Source organism: Citrobacter sp. FDAARGOS_156, assembly GCF_001559235.2.
Lineage (GTDB): Bacteria > Pseudomonadota > Gammaproteobacteria > Enterobacterales > Enterobacteriaceae > Citrobacter > Citrobacter youngae.
In genome coordinates this window covers 4465137-4485035 of sequence record NZ_CP014030.2, presented here as the reverse complement: position 1 = coordinate 4485035, position 19899 = coordinate 4465137, and the positions used below count along the sequence as shown (strand labels likewise).

21 protein-coding genes are annotated in these 19899 nt (G+C 51.8%); 13 read left to right on the top strand and 8 right to left on the bottom strand.

All coding sequences use genetic code 11. The annotated features are described in order from the left end of the window. The first annotated feature begins 115 nt into the window (after nucleotides 1–115). On the top strand, nucleotides 116–400 hold the full coding sequence (locus AL515_RS22115; RefSeq protein ID WP_048213449.1) for a barstar family protein: 285 nt from the start codon (nucleotides 116–118) through the stop codon (nucleotides 398–400). A 49-nt stretch (nucleotides 401–449) separates the two neighbouring features. Here the strand turns inward: AL515_RS22115 and yhcN are convergent, their stop codons facing one another. Both yhcN and argR read right to left on the bottom strand, forming a co-directional pair. Then, nucleotides 450–716 carry a peroxide/acid stress response protein YhcN gene (gene yhcN, locus AL515_RS22110; protein ID WP_005121357.1) on the bottom strand — a complete coding sequence of 89 codons (267 nt, stop codon included), beginning with the start codon at nucleotides 714–716 and terminating at the stop codon, nucleotides 450–452. 377 nt (nucleotides 717–1093) lie between these two features. Then, a complete protein-coding gene (argR, locus tag AL515_RS22105; protein ID WP_003025162.1) occupies nucleotides 1094–1564 on the bottom strand; it encodes a transcriptional regulator ArgR in 471 nt (156 codons plus the stop codon). Nucleotides 1565–2000: 436 nt separating this feature from the next. On the opposite strand from argR, the gene mdh reads away from it, so the two are divergent. Continuing rightward, nucleotides 2001–2936: a malate dehydrogenase gene (gene mdh / locus AL515_RS22095; protein WP_040234161.1), complete on the top strand. Its 936-nt coding sequence runs from the start codon at nucleotides 2001–2003 to the stop codon at nucleotides 2934–2936. Between the two features lie 142 nt (nucleotides 2937–3078). Here mdh and degS read toward each other — a convergent pair whose 3' ends face one another. From degS to zapG, 3 genes are all read right to left on the bottom strand, one after another. Beyond that, nucleotides 3079–4146: an outer membrane-stress sensor serine endopeptidase DegS gene (degS, locus tag AL515_RS22090; RefSeq protein ID WP_005121354.1), complete on the bottom strand. Its 1068-nt coding sequence runs from the start codon at nucleotides 4144–4146 to the stop codon at nucleotides 3079–3081. Nucleotides 4147–4235: 89 nt separating this feature from the next. Continuing rightward, nucleotides 4236–5603: a serine endoprotease DegQ gene (gene degQ, locus AL515_RS22085; RefSeq protein ID WP_048213447.1), complete on the bottom strand. Its 1368-nt coding sequence runs from the start codon at nucleotides 5601–5603 to the stop codon at nucleotides 4236–4238. Nucleotides 5604–5771: 168 nt separating this feature from the next. Beyond that, nucleotides 5772–6170, bottom strand: a complete 399-nt coding sequence (zapG, locus tag AL515_RS22080; protein ID WP_048213446.1) for a Z-ring associated protein ZapG — start codon at nucleotides 6168–6170, stop codon at nucleotides 5772–5774. A 192-nt stretch (nucleotides 6171–6362) separates the two neighbouring features. Here zapG and zapE point away from each other — a divergent pair, with 192 nt between their 5' ends. The 5 genes from zapE (at nucleotide 6363) to sspB (ending at nucleotide 10004) form a co-directional block, all read left to right on the top strand. Next, nucleotides 6363–7490 (top strand): cell division protein ZapE, encoded by a 1128-nt coding sequence (gene zapE, locus AL515_RS22075; RefSeq protein WP_061068700.1) that lies wholly within the window; start codon nucleotides 6363–6365, stop codon nucleotides 7488–7490. A 218-nt stretch (nucleotides 7491–7708) separates the two neighbouring features. Continuing rightward, nucleotides 7709–8137, top strand: a complete 429-nt coding sequence (rplM, locus tag AL515_RS22070; RefSeq protein ID WP_003025141.1) for a 50S ribosomal protein L13 — start codon at nucleotides 7709–7711, stop codon at nucleotides 8135–8137. Between the two features lie 15 nt (nucleotides 8138–8152). Continuing rightward, complete coding sequence (gene rpsI, locus AL515_RS22065; RefSeq protein WP_003025138.1) at nucleotides 8153–8545, top strand: 30S ribosomal protein S9; 393 nt, start codon at nucleotides 8153–8155, stop codon at nucleotides 8543–8545. Nucleotides 8546–8862: 317 nt separating this feature from the next. Then, complete coding sequence (gene sspA, locus AL515_RS22055) at nucleotides 8863–9501, top strand: stringent starvation protein SspA (protein WP_048213444.1); 639 nt, start codon at nucleotides 8863–8865, stop codon at nucleotides 9499–9501. A 5-nt stretch (nucleotides 9502–9506) separates the two neighbouring features. Continuing rightward, the gene (gene sspB / locus AL515_RS22050; protein ID WP_048213443.1) at nucleotides 9507–10004 is read left to right on the top strand and encodes a ClpXP protease specificity-enhancing factor; all 498 of its coding nucleotides are present in this window, start codon (nucleotides 9507–9509) and stop codon (nucleotides 10002–10004) included. A gap of 44 nt (nucleotides 10005–10048) precedes the next feature. Here the strand turns inward: sspB and dcuC are convergent, their stop codons facing one another. Continuing rightward, nucleotides 10049–11416 (bottom strand): anaerobic C4-dicarboxylate transporter DcuC, encoded by a 1368-nt coding sequence (gene dcuC, locus AL515_RS22045; RefSeq protein ID WP_061068699.1) that lies wholly within the window; start codon nucleotides 11414–11416, stop codon nucleotides 10049–10051. 360 nt (nucleotides 11417–11776) lie between these two features. On the opposite strand from dcuC, the gene nanR reads away from it, so the two are divergent. The 6 genes from nanR to nanQ all read left to right on the top strand — a co-directional run bounded on the left by nanR (nucleotide 11777) and on the right by nanQ (nucleotide 17270). Next, a complete protein-coding gene (gene nanR, locus AL515_RS22040; protein WP_061068698.1) occupies nucleotides 11777–12568 on the top strand; it encodes a transcriptional regulator NanR in 792 nt (263 codons plus the stop codon). A 134-nt stretch (nucleotides 12569–12702) separates the two neighbouring features. Next, complete coding sequence (nanA, locus tag AL515_RS22035) at nucleotides 12703–13596, top strand: N-acetylneuraminate lyase (RefSeq protein WP_061068697.1); 894 nt, start codon at nucleotides 12703–12705, stop codon at nucleotides 13594–13596. A gap of 110 nt (nucleotides 13597–13706) precedes the next feature. Beyond that, complete coding sequence (gene nanT / locus AL515_RS22030) at nucleotides 13707–15197, top strand: sialic acid transporter NanT (RefSeq protein WP_061068696.1); 1491 nt, start codon at nucleotides 13707–13709, stop codon at nucleotides 15195–15197. Between the two features lie 47 nt (nucleotides 15198–15244). Further along, entirely contained in the window at nucleotides 15245–15934 is a 690-nt protein-coding gene (locus AL515_RS22025) for an N-acetylmannosamine-6-phosphate 2-epimerase (RefSeq protein WP_061068695.1), read from the top strand. After that, nucleotides 15931–16800, top strand: coding sequence for an N-acetylmannosamine kinase (gene nanK, locus AL515_RS22020; RefSeq protein WP_061068694.1), 870 nt, complete (start codon nucleotides 15931–15933; stop codon nucleotides 16798–16800). The genes AL515_RS22025 and nanK overlap by 4 nt, the downstream gene beginning before the upstream one ends. A 2-nt stretch (nucleotides 16801–16802) precedes the next feature. Continuing rightward, nucleotides 16803–17270, top strand: coding sequence for an N-acetylneuraminate anomerase (nanQ, locus tag AL515_RS22015; RefSeq protein ID WP_048213508.1), 468 nt, complete (start codon nucleotides 16803–16805; stop codon nucleotides 17268–17270). Between the two features lie 52 nt (nucleotides 17271–17322). Here nanQ and AL515_RS22010 read toward each other — a convergent pair whose 3' ends face one another. Then, entirely contained in the window at nucleotides 17323–18603 is a 1281-nt protein-coding gene (locus AL515_RS22010; protein WP_061068693.1) for a cytosine deaminase, read from the bottom strand. Further along, the gene (codB, locus tag AL515_RS22005; protein WP_061068692.1) at nucleotides 18593–19843 is read right to left on the bottom strand and encodes a cytosine permease; all 1251 of its coding nucleotides are present in this window, start codon (nucleotides 19841–19843) and stop codon (nucleotides 18593–18595) included. Before codB ends, AL515_RS22010 begins: the two co-directional genes overlap by 11 nt. Between the last annotated feature and the right edge of the window lie 56 nt (nucleotides 19844–19899).

Here is a 19899-nt window from a genome sequence, read left to right as displayed (position 1 = left end):
GATGCCTGGACCGCAGGAATATAAAATTTTGCTGGCGGGATAGGGGAAACAGGTTGAGGAAGACCCTGCATATCGGTGGTCTGTGGAGTAACTGGCGTCGGGATGGTGGCTATAGATGAATATCTATACGTTTGATTTTGACGAGATTGAAAATCAGAGTGATTTCTACCGTGAGTTTGCACGTACATTCGGTCTGGCCCGGGAAAAGGTGGTTGATTTAGATTCTTTGTGGGAGGTTGTGGTTGGGGAAATCTTGCCTTTACCTCTGGAAATCGAATTTGTTCATTTACCGGATAAGCTACGCAGGCGATATGGCGCGCTGATTTTACTGTTCGATGAAGCAGAAGAAGAGCTCGAAGGACAGTTACGCTTTAACGTTCGTCACTCAAAACAGGTATAAAAAAGCCCCCGGCAGGCGGGGGCAAGTCGTCGGACTAGACGACGAGGGTTTATTTGTACAATTCTGCGGTTGCATGCCAGTGAGCACCTTCACGGAGTTCAGTGACACGATAGCTGCTGGCGCCCGCTTTTTCTGCTTTAGCGGCGATTGCCTGACGCATATCCATTGGTGAGCTACCGATCTGAGATACAGAGATGGTACCCATGGATTGCAGATTCTGTGCTTCTTGCGAGTTCACCTGATTAACAGCGGCGCTTGCACCGAAAGAGAGAACTGAGAGAAGGCTTAAAGTTGCAACAGTGGTTTTGATTTTCATGATACTTACCTCGTCGAATTCTTTTACTAGGGGTCTTTGTTTCGTGACCCTCATCACAAAATCAAGTATACACTAATCACGCGATAAATTAATACCACGCTAATTGTTTCCATGGTAATCAAGTGTTAAAAAAATTATTTTTTATAACTATATGGAATTAAAAATACAGGTTAGAACTTATTTTTGAAAATAAAATCAATAAATTCATTAGGATATGATATTTTGCAAATTGTGCGTTTTTGATTGGGATCATTCACTGTGTGAATGTATTTTGGCGGTGAAACGCACTATTTGTTAAATGTTCGGTAGTGGAAAGTTGAGAAGGGGAGCAGAAAAGAGAGATTTTTCCCCGCCACAGGGCGTGACGGGGAAGGGGATTACAGTTCTTGTTCAAACAGTTCCAGAATGGCTTCGTACAGGTCTTTGACCGTAAAACCTTTGGCTGGTGTGGTGAAGATGGTATCGTCACCAGCAATCGTTCCAAGAATACCTTCTGCTTTACCCAGTGAATCCAGCAGGCGGGCAATTAGCTGCGCAGCGCCTGGGCTGGTATGAATAACGACAACGGCATCGTTGTAGTCGATATCCAGCACCAGATTTTTCAACGGGCTTGACGTTGTCGGGACTCCCAGCTCTGCAGGCAGACAGTACACCATTTCCATTTTCGCATTGCGGGTACGCACGGCACCAAACTTGGTCAGCATGCGTGAAACCTTGGACTGGTTGATATTATCAAAGCCCTGATCCTGCAACGCGAGGACGATTTCGCCCTGAGAGCTGAATTTTTCTTCTTTAAGCAGCGCTTTAAACGCCTTTACTAATTCTTCTTGTTTTGCCGAGCTTCGCATAAGTCACCCGTAATATGGCGGTAGAGACAACATTATTGTGCATACAGATGAATTTTTATGCAAACGGTCTGCCTCGTTCAAGGCTGAAATAATGTTATGAAAGAGCGGAATTTTATCAAATTTCGTTATCAAGAAACATGCCTGTGTCACGGCTCGCAAATAAGATTAAAAGTAAATTAAATGTTATCAAATTGATGTTGTTTTGAGATGGCTGTAGGGTATATTGTCAGCACCTGTTGGAAAGTTGCTCTACTGTGCGAGTGGTTTTGAATTACGTAACTTAGGTTTTATTTTACGTAAGTTAAATGCATAAAAGCCAAATTTGCGTGACTACGCATTCTTGACGCGTGGTTATTGAATTCGTTGGATTTGTGAATTAAGGTCGCCGCCGCGGAGCAATAGACATTTTGCTTATCAATATAATAAGGAGTTTAGGATGAAAGTTGCAGTCCTCGGCGCTGCTGGTGGTATCGGTCAGGCGCTAGCATTACTGTTAAAAACCCAACTGCCTTCAGGTTCAGAACTCTCCCTGTACGACATCGCTCCAGTAACGCCTGGTGTGGCCGTTGATTTGAGCCATATCCCTACTGCTGTGAAAATCAAAGGCTTCAGCGGTGAAGATGCGACCCCTGCACTGGAAGGTGCTGACGTGGTGCTGATTTCTGCGGGTGTTGCACGTAAACCAGGTATGGACCGTTCTGACCTGTTTAACGTGAATGCTGGCATCGTGAAGAATCTGGTGCAGCAGGTTGCTACAACTTGCCCGAAAGCGTGTATCGGTATCATCACTAACCCAGTGAACACGACCGTTGCTATTGCTGCTGAAGTGCTGAAAAAAGCAGGCGTATACGATAAGAACAAACTGTTTGGCGTAACTACGCTGGACATCATCCGCTCCAACACCTTTGTGGCGGAACTGAAAGGCAAGCAGCCTGGCGACGTTGAAGTCCCGGTTATCGGTGGACACTCTGGTGTGACCATTCTGCCGCTGCTGTCACAAATCCCTGGTGTAAGCTTCACTGAACAAGAAGCGGCCGACCTGACCAAACGTATCCAGAACGCGGGTACTGAAGTTGTGGAAGCAAAAGCCGGTGGCGGGTCTGCAACCCTGTCTATGGGTCAGGCTGCAGCACGTTTCGGTCTGTCACTGGTTCGCGCGCTGAGCGGCGAAAAAGGTGTGGTGGAATGTGCTTACGTTGAAGGCGATGGCCAGTATGCTCGCTTCTTCTCTCAGCCGCTGCTGCTGGGCAAAAATGGCGTAGAAGAACGTCAGTCCATCGGTAAACTGAGCGCGTTCGAACAAAGCTCGCTGGAAGGCATGCTGGACACGCTGAAGAAAGATATCACGCTGGGCGAAGAGTTCGTTAAATAACTCTTTTCGGTAGGCCTGATAAGACGTTTTGCGTCGCCATCAGGCATACAGATGCCGGATGCGGTGTAAACACCTTATCCGGCCTACAAGCCTATCGAAATGTAAAAAAAACCGGATGATTTCCGGTTTTTTTATATCCGCGTTAGTTCGTCGCCGGATATTCCTGAATCGTGACCTGCAGCGTCAACTGCTTGTCATCGCGCATCACGACCACGGAGATAACCGAACCGGGGCGAATCTCAGCGACCTGATCCATGGTCTCCAGCGCTGATACTGCCGGTTTATTATTTACCGAAATGATGAGGTCGTTGACCTGAATTCCGGCCTGGGCCGCCGGGCCATCCGGTGCCACTTCGTTCACGACAATCCCCTGAATTTGATCCATGCCGCTACCTTGTGCATGCAGCGGTGCAATTTCACGCCCGCTGATGCCGATGTAGCCACGAATAACGCGCCCGTCGCGGATCAGCTTATCCATGATTTTCGTCGCCAACTGAAACGGAATGGCAAAGCCAATCCCTTCCGGCGTTTCACCATCATTGCTTTTATCAAACGACAGTGTGTTAATCCCCATCAACTCACCCAGAGAGTTAACCAGCGCACCGCCAGAGTTACCATGGTTAATGGAGGCATCCGTTTGCAGGAAGTTTTGCCGGCCCGTTGGGTTCAGGCCAATACGCCCCGTGGCGCTGATGATCCCCTGAGTGATGGTTTGCCCAAGGTTGTACGGGTTACCAATGGCAAGCACGACATCACCAATATGCGGTACACGTTTGTTATTAATCGGGATCGTCGGCAACCCGCCTGCTGCGTTGATTTTCAGCACCGCAAGGTCGGTTAAGGTATCGGAGCCAACAAGCAGCGCTTCAAAGACACGCCCATCCTGCAATGCGACGATGATTTGGTCGGCATCATTAATGACGTGCTTGTTGGTAATGATATAGCCGCGCTGATCCATGATCACGCCTGAACCGAGCGTGCGGATCTCAAGCTGGTTATGCGTCGTGCTGTTCATACTGCGGTTGTACACGTTGACCACGGCAGGCGCAGCACGGCGAACTGCCGGGTTATAGCTGGCAGGTGTTTCATCTGTGCTGTCGAACTGTGGTGCGGTAAGCGTATTAATTTTGCGCAGAGAGGGCATCGCGGCCAGCAGAATGGCGCCGACGATTAAACCAATCGCGACCGAACGTAAAAGCTTCACAAACATGATGGCGGCGTCATTAAAAAAGGGAACGGCAGCAGCATATCACGAGTTTACCGGACATCACACGGGGGGCTGATGTCCGGTTGTCCAGGTTAACGCAAAAGCAGGTAAATACTCTCGTTTCCACGAACGACCTGCAGAGCAATGATTGACGGTTTCGTTTCCAGCACTTTACGCATTTCGGCAATCGAGTTCACCCGATCGCGGTTAACGGCGATGATGACGTCATCTTTATGCAGGCCGGCCTGTGCGGCTGGGCTACTTTTTTCAACGTTATCAATTCGAATACCTTTGGCACCGTCTTTTAGCTGCCCGTCGCTGAGCGTGGCCCCTTGCAACGCCGGTGCAATCATTTCCGCACTGGCGGAAGATGATGTACTGGTATCCAGCGTCACTTCAACTTCCAGTGGTTTACCGTTACGCAGCAGGCCCAGTTTGACTTTGGTCCCCGGTTCGGTTGTCGCAATACGTGAACGCAGTTCGGCGAAACTACTGAGCGGTTTGCCGTTAAGACTGGTAATAACATCACCGGATTTCACGCCCGCTTTTGCGGAACCTGAGTTAGGCAGAACTTCGCTGACAAACGCGCCACGTTGTACATCCAGTTTGAATGCTTTAGCGATGTCAGCGGTCATTTCAGTACCTTTAATACCCAGCAGGCCGCGTTTGATTTCGCCAAACTGCATTAACTGCTGCGCCAGCGTACGCGCCATGTTACTGGGGATAGCAAAGCCGATCCCGATGCTGCCGCCGCCAGGCGCCAGAATGGCGGTATTGATACCAATCAGCTCACCGTTGAGGTTGAGCAACGCACCGCCGGAGTTACCGCGGTTAATAGACGCATCGGTCTGAATAAAGTTTTCCAGACCTTCCAGGTTCAACCCGCTACGACCCAAAGCCGATACGATGCCGGAGGTGGCAGTTTGCCCCAAACCAAACGGGTTACCCACGGCTACCGCGAAATCACCCACGCGGAGTTTGTCGGAGTCGGCAATGGCAATTTGCGTCAGGTTGCTGGGATGTTGAATTTGCAGCAGAGCGATGTCGCTCTGATCGTCGCTGCCGATAAGCTTAGCGTCGAACTCGCGGCCATCGTTCAGCTGAACGCTAATTTTCTGTGCCTGATTAATAACGTGGTTGTTGGTCAGAACATAGCCTTTGGCAGCGTCAATAATGACCCCGGAACCTAACCCTTCAAAAGGTTGGGAAGGTTGATCGGGCAGTTCATCACCAAAAAACTTTTTGAACTCTTCCGGGACTTTCTGCCCCTGAGTGGCGGTACCTTCGACTCTCACGCTAACCACGGCTGGTAACACTTTTTCCAGCATCGGGGCGAGGCTGGGAAGCGCTGCCTGTCCGGGGACCTGACCGGGAATCGACGCAACGGCCTGGAATGGCGCCGAGAGAGTTAACCCGACACTTAACGCTAATGCACTCAACAGCTGGGTTTGTTTTTTCATGGATCCTGCTCTCGTACCTTGAGTAAACGGAAGATGATTCAAAACAGTTTGATGTTATTGAATTTTCGGTTTGGTCACAATGAGGCTAACGACTAAATAATAGCTGGGACGGGAAGAGAAGCAGAGGGCGCAATTGCTGCGCCCCATAAATTTCTTAACGATGTGCAGTTAGTCGCGCTTTGCGCCACTACGCAGCAGGCCGGAAGCCCCTTCGGAATAGTCACGCGGCATCTGAACCGGTGCCTGATCGTTACCCGCTTCAGACTCAGCCAGACGATTGCGGAATGGGTTATTTTCCGCTGACATACCCGGCAGCAGGTTGCTGGAACTTTTCGCCATATGCTGGTAGATCTGACGATAATCGTCCGCCATGTTATCCAGTAGCTCAGCGCTGCGGGCGAAATGGCTCACCAGCTCTTCGCGGTACTCTTCCAGTTCAGCTTTGTTCTTTTCCAGTTCGTACTGTAATGCCTGCTGTTGGCGTAATTTACGATTACCAAAACGCATGGCTACAGCACCAATAATGATACCGACGACTAACCCAATTAGCGCATATTCCCAGGTCATGAACATCTCCCGTTGTCTTTTGTTTCCGTAGGGTGTTGGCTTTAGGCTCCATGCCTGCGCCTGATTATGCCACTATAACCGCTAATCCCGTAGAAGTGGAATCCCGTGTTTATATCACGTAATGTAGAACGGCCTTTTTTTCGTCAACCGTGAGCGACGGCACATCGATTCTCAAGGAATAACAATAACATCATGCAAAGCCTTTCCCCGACATCGCAATACCTGCAGGCCCTTAACGACGGCAGCCATCAACCCGACAACGTACAACAAGAAGCGGTGAATCGACTGGAAACGATTTACCAGGAGCTCACGACGATTACACCTCCAGCGGCGCAGGAGAGTGGACTGATGGCCCGCTTTGGTAAATTGCTGGGTAAGCGTGAGCCGAAGGAAAACACGCCGGTGCGTGGTCTGTATATGTGGGGGGGCGTAGGGCGTGGAAAAACCTGGCTGATGGATCTGTTCTACCATAGCCTGCCGGGCGGACGTAAACAGCGTTTGCACTTTCACCGTTTTATGCTGCGCGTCCATGAAGAGCTTACCGCCCTGCAGGGGCAGAGCGATCCGCTGGAAATCATTGCCGACCGTTTTAAGGCCGAAACGGACGTGCTGTGCTTTGACGAGTTTTTTGTTTCTGACATCACCGATGCCATGCTGCTCGGCGGTCTGATGAAAGCGCTGTTTGCCCGTGGCATTACGCTGGTCGCGACCTCCAATATTCCGCCAGATGAACTGTATCGTAACGGTTTGCAACGTGCGCGCTTCCTTCCCGCTATCGAAGCCATTAAACAGTATTGCGACATCATGAACGTGGACGCCGGCGTTGACTATCGGTTACGTACGTTAACTCAGGCACACTTATGGCTGTCCCCGCTTAATGATGAAACGCAGCGGCAGATGGATAAGCTCTGGCTGGCCTTGGCGGGCGCGAAAGGTGATCACGCGCCGACGCTGGAGATTAACCACCGCCCGATGCAGACGCTGGCCGTTGAGAACCAGACGCTGGCGGTATCGTTCACTACGTTGTGCGTCGATGCTCGCAGTCAGCACGATTACATCGCCTTGTCGCGCCTGTTCCACACGGTGCTGCTGTCTGATGTACCGGTCATGACGATGCTGATGGAGAGTGAGGCACGACGCTTTATCGCGCTGGTGGATGAGTTCTACGAACGCCACGTTAAGCTGGTGGTCAGCGCCGCAGCGCCTTTATATGAAATCTACCAGGGCGAGCGCCTGAAGTTTGAATTCCAGCGTTGTTTGTCGCGTTTGCAGGAGATGCAAAGCGAGGAGTATCTGAAGCGGGAACATTTAGCTGGTTAAACCTGCCGCAAATCACATAAAGGGGTCGATCTTTGACCCTGACTTCTCTATAATCTTGCGACCCCACGTTACGAGAGAGTTTTTTTCCCAAAACTTTCTATGCGCCGGCATAGGCTATTCGAAGGGGTAGGTTTGCTGGACAATGTCGTGTGAACCTCAACTGACAAAACGTTTGGGTGTTCACCAACGTGTAACTTATTTATTTGGGTAAGCTTTTAATGAAAACTTTTACAGCTAAACCAGAAACCGTAAAACGCGACTGGTATGTTGTTGACGCGACCGGTAAAACTCTGGGCCGTCTGGCTTCCGAACTGGCTCTGCGCCTGCGCGGTAAGCACAAAGCGGAATACACTCCGCACGTAGATACCGGTGATTACATCATCGTTCTGAACGCTGACAAAGTTGCTGTAACCGGCAACAAGCGTACTGACAAAGTGTACTATCACCACACCGGCCACATCGGTGGTATCAAACAAGCGACCTTTGAAGAGATGATTGCTCGCCGTCCTGAGCGTGTGCTTGAAATCGCGGTTAAAGGCATGCTGCCAAAAGGCCCGCTGGGTCGTGCTATGTTCCGTAAACTGAAAGTTTACGCTGGCAACGAGCACAACCACGCGGCACAGCAACCGCAAGTTCTTGACATCTAATCGGGATTATAGGCAATGGCTGAAAATCAATACTACGGCACTGGTCGCCGCAAAAGTTCCGCAGCTCGCGTTTTCATCAAACCGGGTAGCGGTAAAATCGTAATCAACCAACGTTCTCTGGAACAGTACTTCGGTCGTGAAACTGCCCGCATGGTAGTTCGTCAGCCGCTGGAACTGGTCGACATGGTTGAGAAACTGGATCTGTACATCACTGTTAAAGGTGGTGGTATCTCTGGTCAGGCTGGTGCGATCCGTCACGGTATCACCCGCGCTCTGATGGAGTACGACGAGTCCCTGCGTGGCGAACTGCGTAAAGCTGGCTTCGTTACCCGTGATGCTCGTCAGGTTGAACGTAAGAAAGTCGGTCTGCGTAAAGCACGTCGTCGTCCTCAGTTCTCCAAACGTTAATTGTACTCTGCTCCGGCAGACGACAATTTGCGAAAAAACCCGCTTCGGCGGGTTTTTTTATGGTTATTTTCTCCGCGTAGAACCACGGTAATTCGCTGATTGCCACCTCTTTTTCCCCATTTCCAGAATCGACTCACCACAAAGGTCACAAAATCTGGTAAACTATCATCCAATTTTCTGCCCAAATGTCCGGTATCGCTCATTTTTTGTTTGTATTTTGAACAGTAATGGCTTTCCCGAATCTGGGTGACATCACTTCTGGCTGGTCACATAGTGGCTGGTAGCAGTAAAAATTCTGAATATACCTGGAGGTTTTCATGGCTGTCGCTGCCAACAAACGTTCGGTAATGACGCTGTTTTCTGGTCCTACTGACATCTATAGCCATCAGGTCCGCATCGTGCTGGCTGAAAAAGGTGTTAGTTTCGAGATTGAGCACGTGGAAAAGGACAATCCACCGCAGGATCTGATCGACCTCAACCCGAATCAGAGCGTCCCGACACTGGTGGATCGTGAGCTGACCCTGTGGGAATCTCGCATCATTATGGAATACCTGGATGAGCGTTTCCCGCATCCTCCGCTGATGCCGGTTTACCCGGTTGCGCGTGGTGAGAGCCGCCTGTACATGCAGCGTATTGAAAAAGACTGGTACACGCTGATGAACGTCATCGTGAACGGTTCCGCATCTGAAGCCGATGTTGCACGTAAACGTCTGCGTGAAGAGCTGCTGGCAATTGCCCCAGTCTTTGGTCAAAAACCGTATTTCCTGAGCGATGAGTTCAGCCTGGTCGATTGCTACCTGGCGCCGCTGCTGTGGCGTTTACCGCAGCTGGGTATTGAATTCAACGGTGCAGGTTCGAAAGAACTGAAAGGGTATATGACCCGCGTCTTTGAACGTGACTCTTTCCTGGCTTCTCTGACTGAGCCTGAACGTGAAATGCGTCTGGGCCGGGGTTAACCTGTATGGATTTGCCACAGTTAACGCCACGCCGTCCGTATCTGCTGCGCGCATTCTATGAGTGGTTGCTAGACAACCAGCTCACGCCGCACCTGGTGGTGGATGTGACGCTCCAGGACGTGCAGGTTCCGATGGAATATGCACGTGACGGGCAAATTGTTTTGAATATTGCGCCGCGTGCCGTGGGCAATCTGGAACTGGCAAACGACGAAGTGCGCTTTAACGCGCGCTTTGGCGGCGTGCCGCGCAACGTTTCCGTACCACTGGCGGCGGTACTCGCGATCTATGCCCGTGAAAACGGCGCAGGAACGATGTTTGAACCTGAAGCGGCCTATGACGAAGATGTCGACAGCCTCAATGATGACGATGTCGCGCCTGAGAGCGAAAACGAAACGGTGATGTCGGTGATTGATGGCGATAAACCGGATAATCACGATGACGATCCTGACGACACACCGCCGCCTCCTCGCGGTGGGCGTCCGGCGCTACGCGTAGTGAAATAATCAAACAGGCCCTTGCGGGCCTGTTTTGCATTCTGCGTCAGATATCAATAAAACAGCGCGATAGTGGCAATCATATTGACCACAAATCCTATCGCCATTGGGATGGCTGTCCGTTTTACTACCTCAAAAGGCGACACGCCAGCAATACCGGATGTCACGACAATCACAGCGGTAATCGGTGAAACCGCACGTGCCAGCGTGGTGGCGAAGTGCATCGGCATAATCATCACAACCGCAGGAATATGCAGCCCCGCAGCAATATCCGGGATCAGACTGGCGAATGACATAAACGGTGCATTCCCGGATCCCATTACAATTGCGCAGGCGGCGATAACCACGGCCATAATGATCATCACACCGATACCGCCAAGCCCGGAGTGTTCCGCACCTTTAATCACCGCATCGACGGTGCCGATAGTGGTTAAACCCTTGGCAAAGATCTCACCGGCCACCACCAGTGTGACGACGTTGGCAAACTGTGTTCCCATGCCGTCAAAAAACGCCTGCACATCATCCATAGTCTCACGCAGATTATGCTTATGAAGAAACTCCACAAACATGGTCAGCGACAAACTCATTAGCATCACCACCACCAGATTCAACTCTGCCTGCATTAATCCCATATGCGCCAGCAACAGCGAGCCCAACATCAGGAGCAGCGGCATCACCGGTAAAATGGCGTAATAGAGTGGCGGCACATCCTCCAGCGTCTTTTGTTCATTGAAGCCTGTGCTGTCTGGTTGTGTTTTTTGATCAAACCGGCGTTGAACGAAAAAGTGTGCGATGGCGACGGCGATGATGACGCAGGATGCAACAGGAAGTTGGTAGTGGAAGAAATAAGTGGCTATTTTCATCCCCGCAACCTGTGCGGCGAAAATTGAGTTAGTTTCCAGAATGCCCCATTCAATCGACATCGAAGTGGCAATGACCGCTACCGCGGATAAACGGCTCACGCCCAGGCTGACCAGCGTTGGGAAGAGCGTAACCATCAGCAGCATGCCCAATCCGGAAGCACTGGTGATGAACTGTGCCATGATTTGACCAATTACATACGTCGCGGCAAGCACAATATAGGGTGAGTGGATGTGCTTAAGTGGGCGGCTCAACAGGCTGACCATTGCCAGGCTGGCTCCCATTCTGTCCATATAGCGGGCATAACCGCCCACCGCCATGATGGATAACCCCAGTCCGGCCGCCCGGTTTGAGAGCATACGAAGAATTTCATTATAAATATCGACCAGCAGATAACCGCTGCTTTTGTCGCTGGCGACCAGTGCGCCGTACCCCAACCAGACGCCGCAGATCATCAGGAAGATCCCGGCTGCTGCCAGTACTACCTGAGGTTTGTAGTTTTTGAGGATCAGGTAACCCATCGTTAATAAAACGATGACAGAGATAATAATGCCGAACATTTTTTCACTCCATGCCAGAGAAGAGGATAAATCCGGTAATAACGCTGTTTTAAATGCGGATGTTATATTTTTTCTGGCATGTGTTTTGGAGTGGACATCGTGTTTTTATAATCGAGGTTTGGTTATTTTTCGTTTTAAAATAGTGGCTTATGATTTATTTTAAAGATGATATTCGCAGATTTCATAAAGTTAGTTTTATCCCATGGTAATAAAAAACTGTCCGCTCAATCATTCATATTTAAATATATGAATTTTATATATCATCGGTATGAGCATATCCCCCACAGACCACCATTTCACCCTGCTTTCGATCCTGTGTTACGATGAACTCGCTGTTATTTGTCACCACGACTTAGCTGAATGGACCCTATGAACGCATTTGATTCGCAAGCTGAAGACTCTCCATCCACCATTGGCCGTAGCTTACGCAGCCGCCCGCTGGCGCGTAAAAAACTGTCTGAAATGGTTGAGGAAGAACTTGAACAGATGATTCGCCGTCGGGAATTTGGCGAAGGGGAACAGTTGCCGTCAGAGCGAGAACTGATGGCTTTTTTCAATGTTGGCCGTCCTTCTGTACGAGAAGCGCTGGCGGCGTTAAAGCGTAAAGGTCTGGTGCAAATTAACAACGGTGAACGCGCCCGCGTTTCACGTCCTTCGGCCGATACGATTATCAGCGAACTGTCCGGCATGGCGAAAGATTTCCTCTCACATCCTGGTGGTATTTCCCATTTTGAGCAACTGCGATTGTTCTTTGAGTCCAGCCTGGTACGTTATGCCGCAGAGCATGCCACTGACGAGCAAATCGACAGACTGGCGAAAGCACTGGAGATCAACAGTCAGTCGCTGGAAGACAATACGTTGTTCATCCGTTCGGACGTTGATTTTCACCGCGTACTGGCAGAGATCCCGGGCAACCCCATCTTTATGGCGATCCATGTTGCGCTGTTAGACTGGTTAATAGCTGCCCGTCCGGCCGTCGCCGATCAAGAATTGTATGAGCACAATAACGTGAGTTATCAGCAGCATATCGCTATTGTCGACGCGATTCGCCAGCGCGATCCTGAAGAAGCAGACCGCGCACTGCAAGAACATCTCAATAGCGTTTCCGCAACCTGGCACGCCTTCAGCAAAAGTAAAAAATTGCGTAAGTAATCGCGATCCTGACGATCTTTTAGTGAAGCAGATCGCACTATAAGCGTTCTGTATTGTATTGCTGCTTATTTGATCTGGTATAACAGGTATAAAGGTATGCAGTCAGACAACACTAATCATCTTCAGAGGTCGTTATGGCAAGAAATTTAAAAGGCGTAATGCCAGCGTTATTAACTCCATTCGATAACCAGCAGAAACTGGACACCGAGAGCTTGCGCCGTCTGGTGCGTTTCAACATTGGACAGGGCGTTGATGGGCTCTATGTCGGTGGCTCAACGGGTGAGGCCTTTGTCCAAAACCGCGCTGAAAGAGAGCAGGTGCTGGAAATTGTTGCTGAAGAAGCGAAAGGTAAAGTGACCTTAATTGCTCACGTTGGCACGGTGAGCACTGAAGAGAGCCAGCAGCTGGCGAGCGCTGCGCATCGCTACGGATTTGATGCGGTTTCGGCCGTTACGCCGTTTTACTATCCGTTCAGCTTTGAAGAGCACTGCGATCACTACCGCGCAATTATTGATTCCGCCGATGGCTTACCGATGGTGGTCTATAACATCCCGGCACTGAGCGGCGTAAAACTGACGCTGGATCAGATCAACACGCTGGTGACGTTGCCGGGCGTTGGTGCGCTGAAGCAAACCTCAGGCGATCTCTATCAGATGGAACAGATCCGCCGCGCTCACCCCGATCTGGTGCTTTACAACGGCTATGACGAGATCTTCGCTTCTGGGTTGCTGGCCGGTGCGGATGGTGGGATTGGCAGTACTTACAACATTATGGGATGGCGTTATCAGGGAATTGTGAAAGCGCTCAAAGAAGGCGATATCCGGGCTGCACAAAAGCTGCAAACCGAGTGCAATGAGGTTATCGATCTGCTCATCAAGGTTGGCGTATTCCGCGGTCTGAAAACGGTACTGCACTATATGGATGTGGTTTCTGTACCTCTGTGCCGTAAACCGTTCGCTCCGGTAGATGAACAATATTTGCCGGAACTGAAAGCCCTGGCGAACCAACTGCTGGCGGAAAAAGCGTAACCGCGGGTAGCCGGGGGCGCTTTGCTTGCCCGGCCTGGATTTTTCGACCGTAGGCCGGAAAAGGCGAAGCCGCCATCCGGCTCAACAACAAAGATCGTCGGGAGAGTAAAATGAGTACTTCTACCCAGAGCATCCCGTGGTATCGCCATCTCAATCGGGCACAATGGCGGGCATTTTCCGCCGCCTGGCTGGGATATTTGCTTGATGGTTTTGATTTTGTATTAATCGCCCTTGTACTGACGGAAGTACAAGGCGAATTCGGACTGACGACGGTGCAGGCGGCCAGTTTGATCTCCGCCGCCTTTATCTCCCGCTGGTTTGGCGGGTTAATGCTGGGGGCGATGGGTGACCGTTACGGACGTCGCCTGGCGATGGTCACCAGCATCATTCTGTTCTCAGTGGGGACGCTGGCCTGTGGCTTCGCGCCAGGCTACACCACCATGTTTATCGCCCGCCTGGTAATCGGTATGGGAATGGCAGGTGAGTACGGTTCCAGCGCGACTTATGTTATTGAAAGCTGGCCTAAACACCTGCGAAATAAAGCCAGCGGCTTCCTGATTTCCGGCTTCTCCGTTGGCGCGGTGATCGCTGCGCAGGTCTACAGCCTGGTGGTTCCGGTCTGGGGATGGCGTGCGCTGTTCTTCATCGGCATTCTGCCGATTATCTTTGCCCTCTGGCTACGTAAAAATATTCCGGAGGCAGAGGACTGGAAAGAAAAACACGCAGGTAAAGCGCCGGTACGCACGATGGTGGATATTCTCTACCGGGGCGAGCATCGGGTAATTAATATTCTGATGACGATCGCCGCTGCAACCGCGCTGTGGTTCTGCTTTGCTGGCGACCTGCAAAATGCGGCTATCGTGGCGGTCCTCGGCCTGATATGTGCGTTTATTTTCATTAGCTTTATGGTGCAAAGCAGCGGTAAACGTTGGCCGACGGGTGTGATGCTGATGGTTGTCGTGCTGTTCGCATTTCTCTACTCGTGGCCGATTCAGGCGCTGCTGCCAACGTATTTGAAAACTGAACTGATGTATGACCCTTCAACGGTTGCCAGGGTCCTGTTCTTTAGCGGCTTTGGTGCGGCGGTTGGCTGCTGCGTCGGTGGTTTCCTTGGCGACTGGCTGGGTACCCGCAAGGCTTATGTGTGCAGTCTGCTGGCCTCGCAGTTGCTGATTATCCCTGTGTTTGCGATTGGCGGGGCCAACGTCTGGGTTCTGGGTTTGCTACTGTTTTTCCAGCAAATGCTTGGGCAGGGGATCTCCGGGATCTTACCAAAACTTATTGGTGGTTATTTCGATACCGACCAGCGTGCGGCGGGCCTGGGCTTCACCTATAACGTGGGGGCACTTGGTGGGGCACTGGCACCGATCATCGGCGCGCTGATTGCCCAACGTCTGGATCTGGGCACCGCGCTGGGATCGCTCTCTTTCGGTCTGACATTTGTGGTGATCCTGCTGATTGGACTTGATATGCCGTCTCGTGTACAGCGCTGGCTGCGGCCTGAAGCACTACGTACACATGATGCCATTGATGGTAAACCGTTTAGTGGAGCCGTGCCGTTTGGCGGCGATAAAAGCACCATGGTGAAATCAAAAAGTTAATCCGCTTGCCCGGCGTTGAGCCGGGCAAGATTCGAAAGGGAAGATGTATGTCGTTACTTGAGCTACTGGATAAAAAGATTGCCGCTGATGGCGGACTGATTGTCTCCTGCCAGCCCGTTCCTGACAGCCCGCTGGATAAACCTGAAATTGTCGCCGCCATGGCGCTGGCAGCCGAGCAGGCTGGTGCGGTGGCGCTGCGTATTGAAGGCGTGGAAAACCTGCAGGCGACCCGGGCGGTCGTTTCGCTGCCAATTATAGGTATTCTGAAACGCGATCTTGCTAACTCCCCTGTACGCATCACTGCATTTTTAGATGATGTCGATGCGTTGGCGCAGGCGGGAGCTGACATTATAGCGATTGATGGTACAGACCGCGTGCGTCCTGTTCCCGTCGCCGCATTGTTGGCACGAATTCATCAACATCACTGTCTGGCCATGGCCGACTGTTCGTCGCTGGAAGACGGCCTGGCCTGCCAGCAACTCGGCGCGGAAATTATTGGTACGACGCTGTCGGGTTATACGACACCAGAAACACCAGATGAGCCGGATCTGGCGCTGGTGAAAGCGTTACGTGATGCCGGGTGTCGGGTGATTGCCGAAGGACGTTATAACACGCCAGCACAAGCAGCTGAAGCCATGCGCCACGGGGCCTGGGCGGTGACAGTGGGTTCTGCTATTACCCGACTGGAACACATTTGCCAGTGGTACACCACGGCGATGAAAAAGGCCGCGCTATGACCACCCTGGCGATTGATATCGGCGGTACTAAACTGGCCGCTGCACTGGTTGATGGTCGCCTGCAAATGCGTGACCGTCACGAACTTCCGACACCCGCCAGCAAAACACCACAAGCGCTGCGAGCTGCTCTGGAAGCGCTGATTGAGCCGTTGCTGGCACAGGCTCAGCGCGTGGCGATTGCCTCAACCGGCATCATCCGTGAGGGTGCGCTCCTGGCACTGAATCCATTAAATCTGGGGGGATTGATGCATTTCCCGCTGGTGCAAACGCTGGAGTCATTCACCGGTCTACCGACGTTGGCGGTGAATGACGCACAGGCCGCTGCGTGGGCTGAATATCATGCACTTGGCGGGAAATACCACGATATGGCGTTTATTACTGTATCGACCGGTGTTGGTGGCGGCGTGGTTAGCAACGGAAAGTTGTTAACCGGAGCCGGGGGGCTGGCGGGGCATGTAGGTCATACACTGGCGGACCCGTATGGTCCGCAATGTGGTTGTGGACGAGTGGGGTGCGTGGAGGCTATCGCTTCTGGCCGTGGGATTGCAGCGGCAGCCGAAGGCTCACTTGCTGGATGTGATGCAAAAACTATTTTTAGCCGGGCCAGACAAGGGGATGAACAGGCGTGTCAATTGATCCAGCGATCGGCATGCACGTTGGCACGTCTGATTGCCGATGTGAAGGCGACAACCGACTGCCAGTGCGTTGTTATTGGCGGAAGCGTCGGGTTGGCTGAAGGTTATCTGGCGCAGGTGAAAGACTGGCTGGCACAGGAACCCGCGACTTATCACGTGGAATTACTGGCGGCACATTACCGTCATGACGCTGGACTACTGGGGGCCGCGCTGTTGGCCCAGGGAGAATGATGATGATGTCAGGGGATTTACAGTCTCAGCTTTCTGCTGGATTGCATCCGGTATTGCAGCAGGCATTAACGCTTGCCATTGCGGCGAATCCTCAGGAGAAGACACCAGGGCGCTACGCGTTGCAAGGCGATACTATTTTTATGAATGTCATGCAGTTTGCGACGCAGAGCCCAGAGCAAAAGAAAGCGGAACTGCATCAGCAGTACATTGATATTCAGGTGCTGTTGTCCGGCGAAGAACGCATTCTGTTCGGGATGACCGATTCTGCTCGCCAGTGCGATGAGATGCATGTTGAGGATGACTATCAGCTGTGCAGCGAGATTGCCGATGAGCAGGCGATCGTACTGAAGCCGGGAAGATTTGCGATTTTTATGCCGGGCGAGCCGCATAAACCGGGCTGTGTGGTGCAAGCCCCGATGGACATTAAAAAGGTGGTGATTAAGGTGCGCGCCAGCTTATTACACGTCTGACAGACAGTGTCGGATGGCAAGGCTTGCGCCATCCGACACTGGATAGAACAACCTAGCGCTTAAACGTCACCGCTTCCGGTTGCGCCAGATGCAGCGTGGTCTGGCTTGGCACCGTTTCAGCAATGACTCGCCCGTGACGAATGGAATAACGTGCAGGCGTCTGGCGACGAACCGCATCAAACCCATTTTCTGCAGGTAAAATCACCAGGTTAGCGGAATTCCCAATACTTAAACCGTAGTCCTGTAAGTGTAGGGTTTTCGCGCTGTGGGTGGTGATGAGATTTAGCCCATCATTGATTTGTCCGTACCCCATCAACTGACACACATGTAATCCCATATGCAGAACTTGCAGCATATTCGCGGTTCCCAATGGGTACCACGGGTCAAAAACGTCATCATGCCCAAAGCAAACATTGATGTCCGCTTCCAGCATCTCCTTGACGCGGGTGATGCCACGGCGCTTAGGATAGGTGTCAAAACGTCCTTGCAGGTGAATATTCACTAGCGGATTCGCGACGAAGTTAATACCTGACATTTTTAACAGACGGAAAAGGCGGGAAGCATATGCGCCGTTATAGGAGTGCATTGCCGTGGTATGGCTGGCAGTCACGCGTTCGCCCATATTGTCACGATGCGCCAGCGCCGCGACGGTTTCAACAAAGCGTGACTGTTCATCGTCAATTTCATCGCAGTGCACATCGATAAGCCGGTCGTATTTCTGCGCCAGAGCGAAAATTTTGTGCAGCGACTCAACGCCATATTCACGCGTGAATTCAAAGTGAGGAATTGCGCCAATGACGTCGGCACCCAAACGCACAGCTTCTTCTAGCAGCGCTTCGCCGTTGGGATAAGAAAGAATACCTTCCTGTGGGAACGCCACAATCTGCAGCTCCACCCACGGTGCCACTTCTTGCTTCACTTCCAGCATGGCTTTCAGCGCCGTCAGCGTAGGATCGGAAACGTCTACGTGAGTTCGGACATACTGGATGCCGTTGGCCATCTGCCACTTGAGAGTCTGCATGGCGCGGGTCTTCACGTCTTCGTGGGTGAGCATCGCCTTGCGTTCGGCCCAGCGCTCAATACCTTCAAACAACGTACCCGATTGGTTCCAACTGGGCTCCCCAGCAGTTTGCGTGGTGTCCAGATGGATATGTGGCTCAACGAACGGTGGAATGGCCAGCCCGCCTTCAGCATCAAGCACCTTGCCCTGTGGCGCAGATGCTGTTTCCTGGGGATCAATACGGCTAAAACGCCCGTTTTCAATCGTGATTTGCCACAATCCTTCACGCCCCTGCAGACGGGTTTGAGTTAGAGTGATGGTGTTATTCTGCATGGCTGACCTCCGGGGATTTAGCAAGGCTGCGATTGAAAAGTGGGTTCAGCAGGATATAGCTGAATACGCCGCCAAGTACGGCGTTGACCGGCACAATACCGGGAATATAGTGACCTGCGGCAATGCCTAATGCAACGGACAGGATAGCTATCCAGTTGACGGGAATAAACTGTGCTGTGTTGAAGTTGGTGTACCGGCGGTGGTTTAACAGATAATCGGCAATAATCACTCCGCCAATAGGAGGGATGGCCGCCGACAGGAATGTCAGCCAGCCGACAAAGTTATTGTAAAGCCATAATGCGCACAGTGTTCCAATAATACCGTTGGCCACGGACAATGTGCGGCTGGAAAGGCCGGTAATATTGGCAAATCCCAGACCGGAGGCGTACAGCGCGTTGTCATTGGTTGTCCAGATATTCAGGCCGAGAACGATGATCGCGGGCAGCAGCAGCCCCTGGGCAATCATCACGTCAGAGATATCCGCCTGTCCTACCGCGGCGGCACCAGCCGCGCCGAAGATGAACATCAAGGAGTTGCCAAGGAAAAACGCCACCATGGCGATCAGCACTGCGCCTTTGGCGTTGCGACCAAAGCGAACGAAGTCGGCGGTTAATGTTCCTGCGCTGACAAACGATCCGACGACCAGCGCCAGTGCTGTGGAAAAATTCAGCGGTGTCTGCGGCACAATTGCTTTTAAATGATCCAATCCCCCCACATCGCTCACTGCCAGCCAGACAGAGTAACTGCCAAGAATGACGATAGCGGGAACGGCGATGATGGACAAAATGGTGAGTGCCGAGATACCAAAGAAGATGGTCATGGTCATCAGCAGACCGGAAACTGCAATCAGGATGTTGACGTCAATACCCGTCGCTTTACCCACCGGGATGGCGAACATTGCCACGCCGACGCCAAACCAGCCCACCTGTGTGCCGCCTAGTAGCATTGAGGGAAGCCATGAACCTTTTATGCCAAATGAGTAACGTGCGAGGAGGTGGGTAGAGAGACCTGTTTTTGCGCCGATAAAACCGAGAAATGCAGTGTAAATACCGAGGAGAAGATTACCGAAGAGAACTGCCAGGAAGAAATCATTATAGGAAAGACCGGTACCGAGTGTGCCACCGGTCCACATACTGGCGGAAAAAAATGTAAGCCCCAACATGACAAATGTTAGTGGAACCACGCCTTTCCGCGCCGCCAGAGGGACGGGGCCCTGGCTATAATTGTTGTCCTGCGACACAACGCCTCCTTGAATTTTGCCCAAAAAATCCGCCGCATCATATACACTTCTCAGAA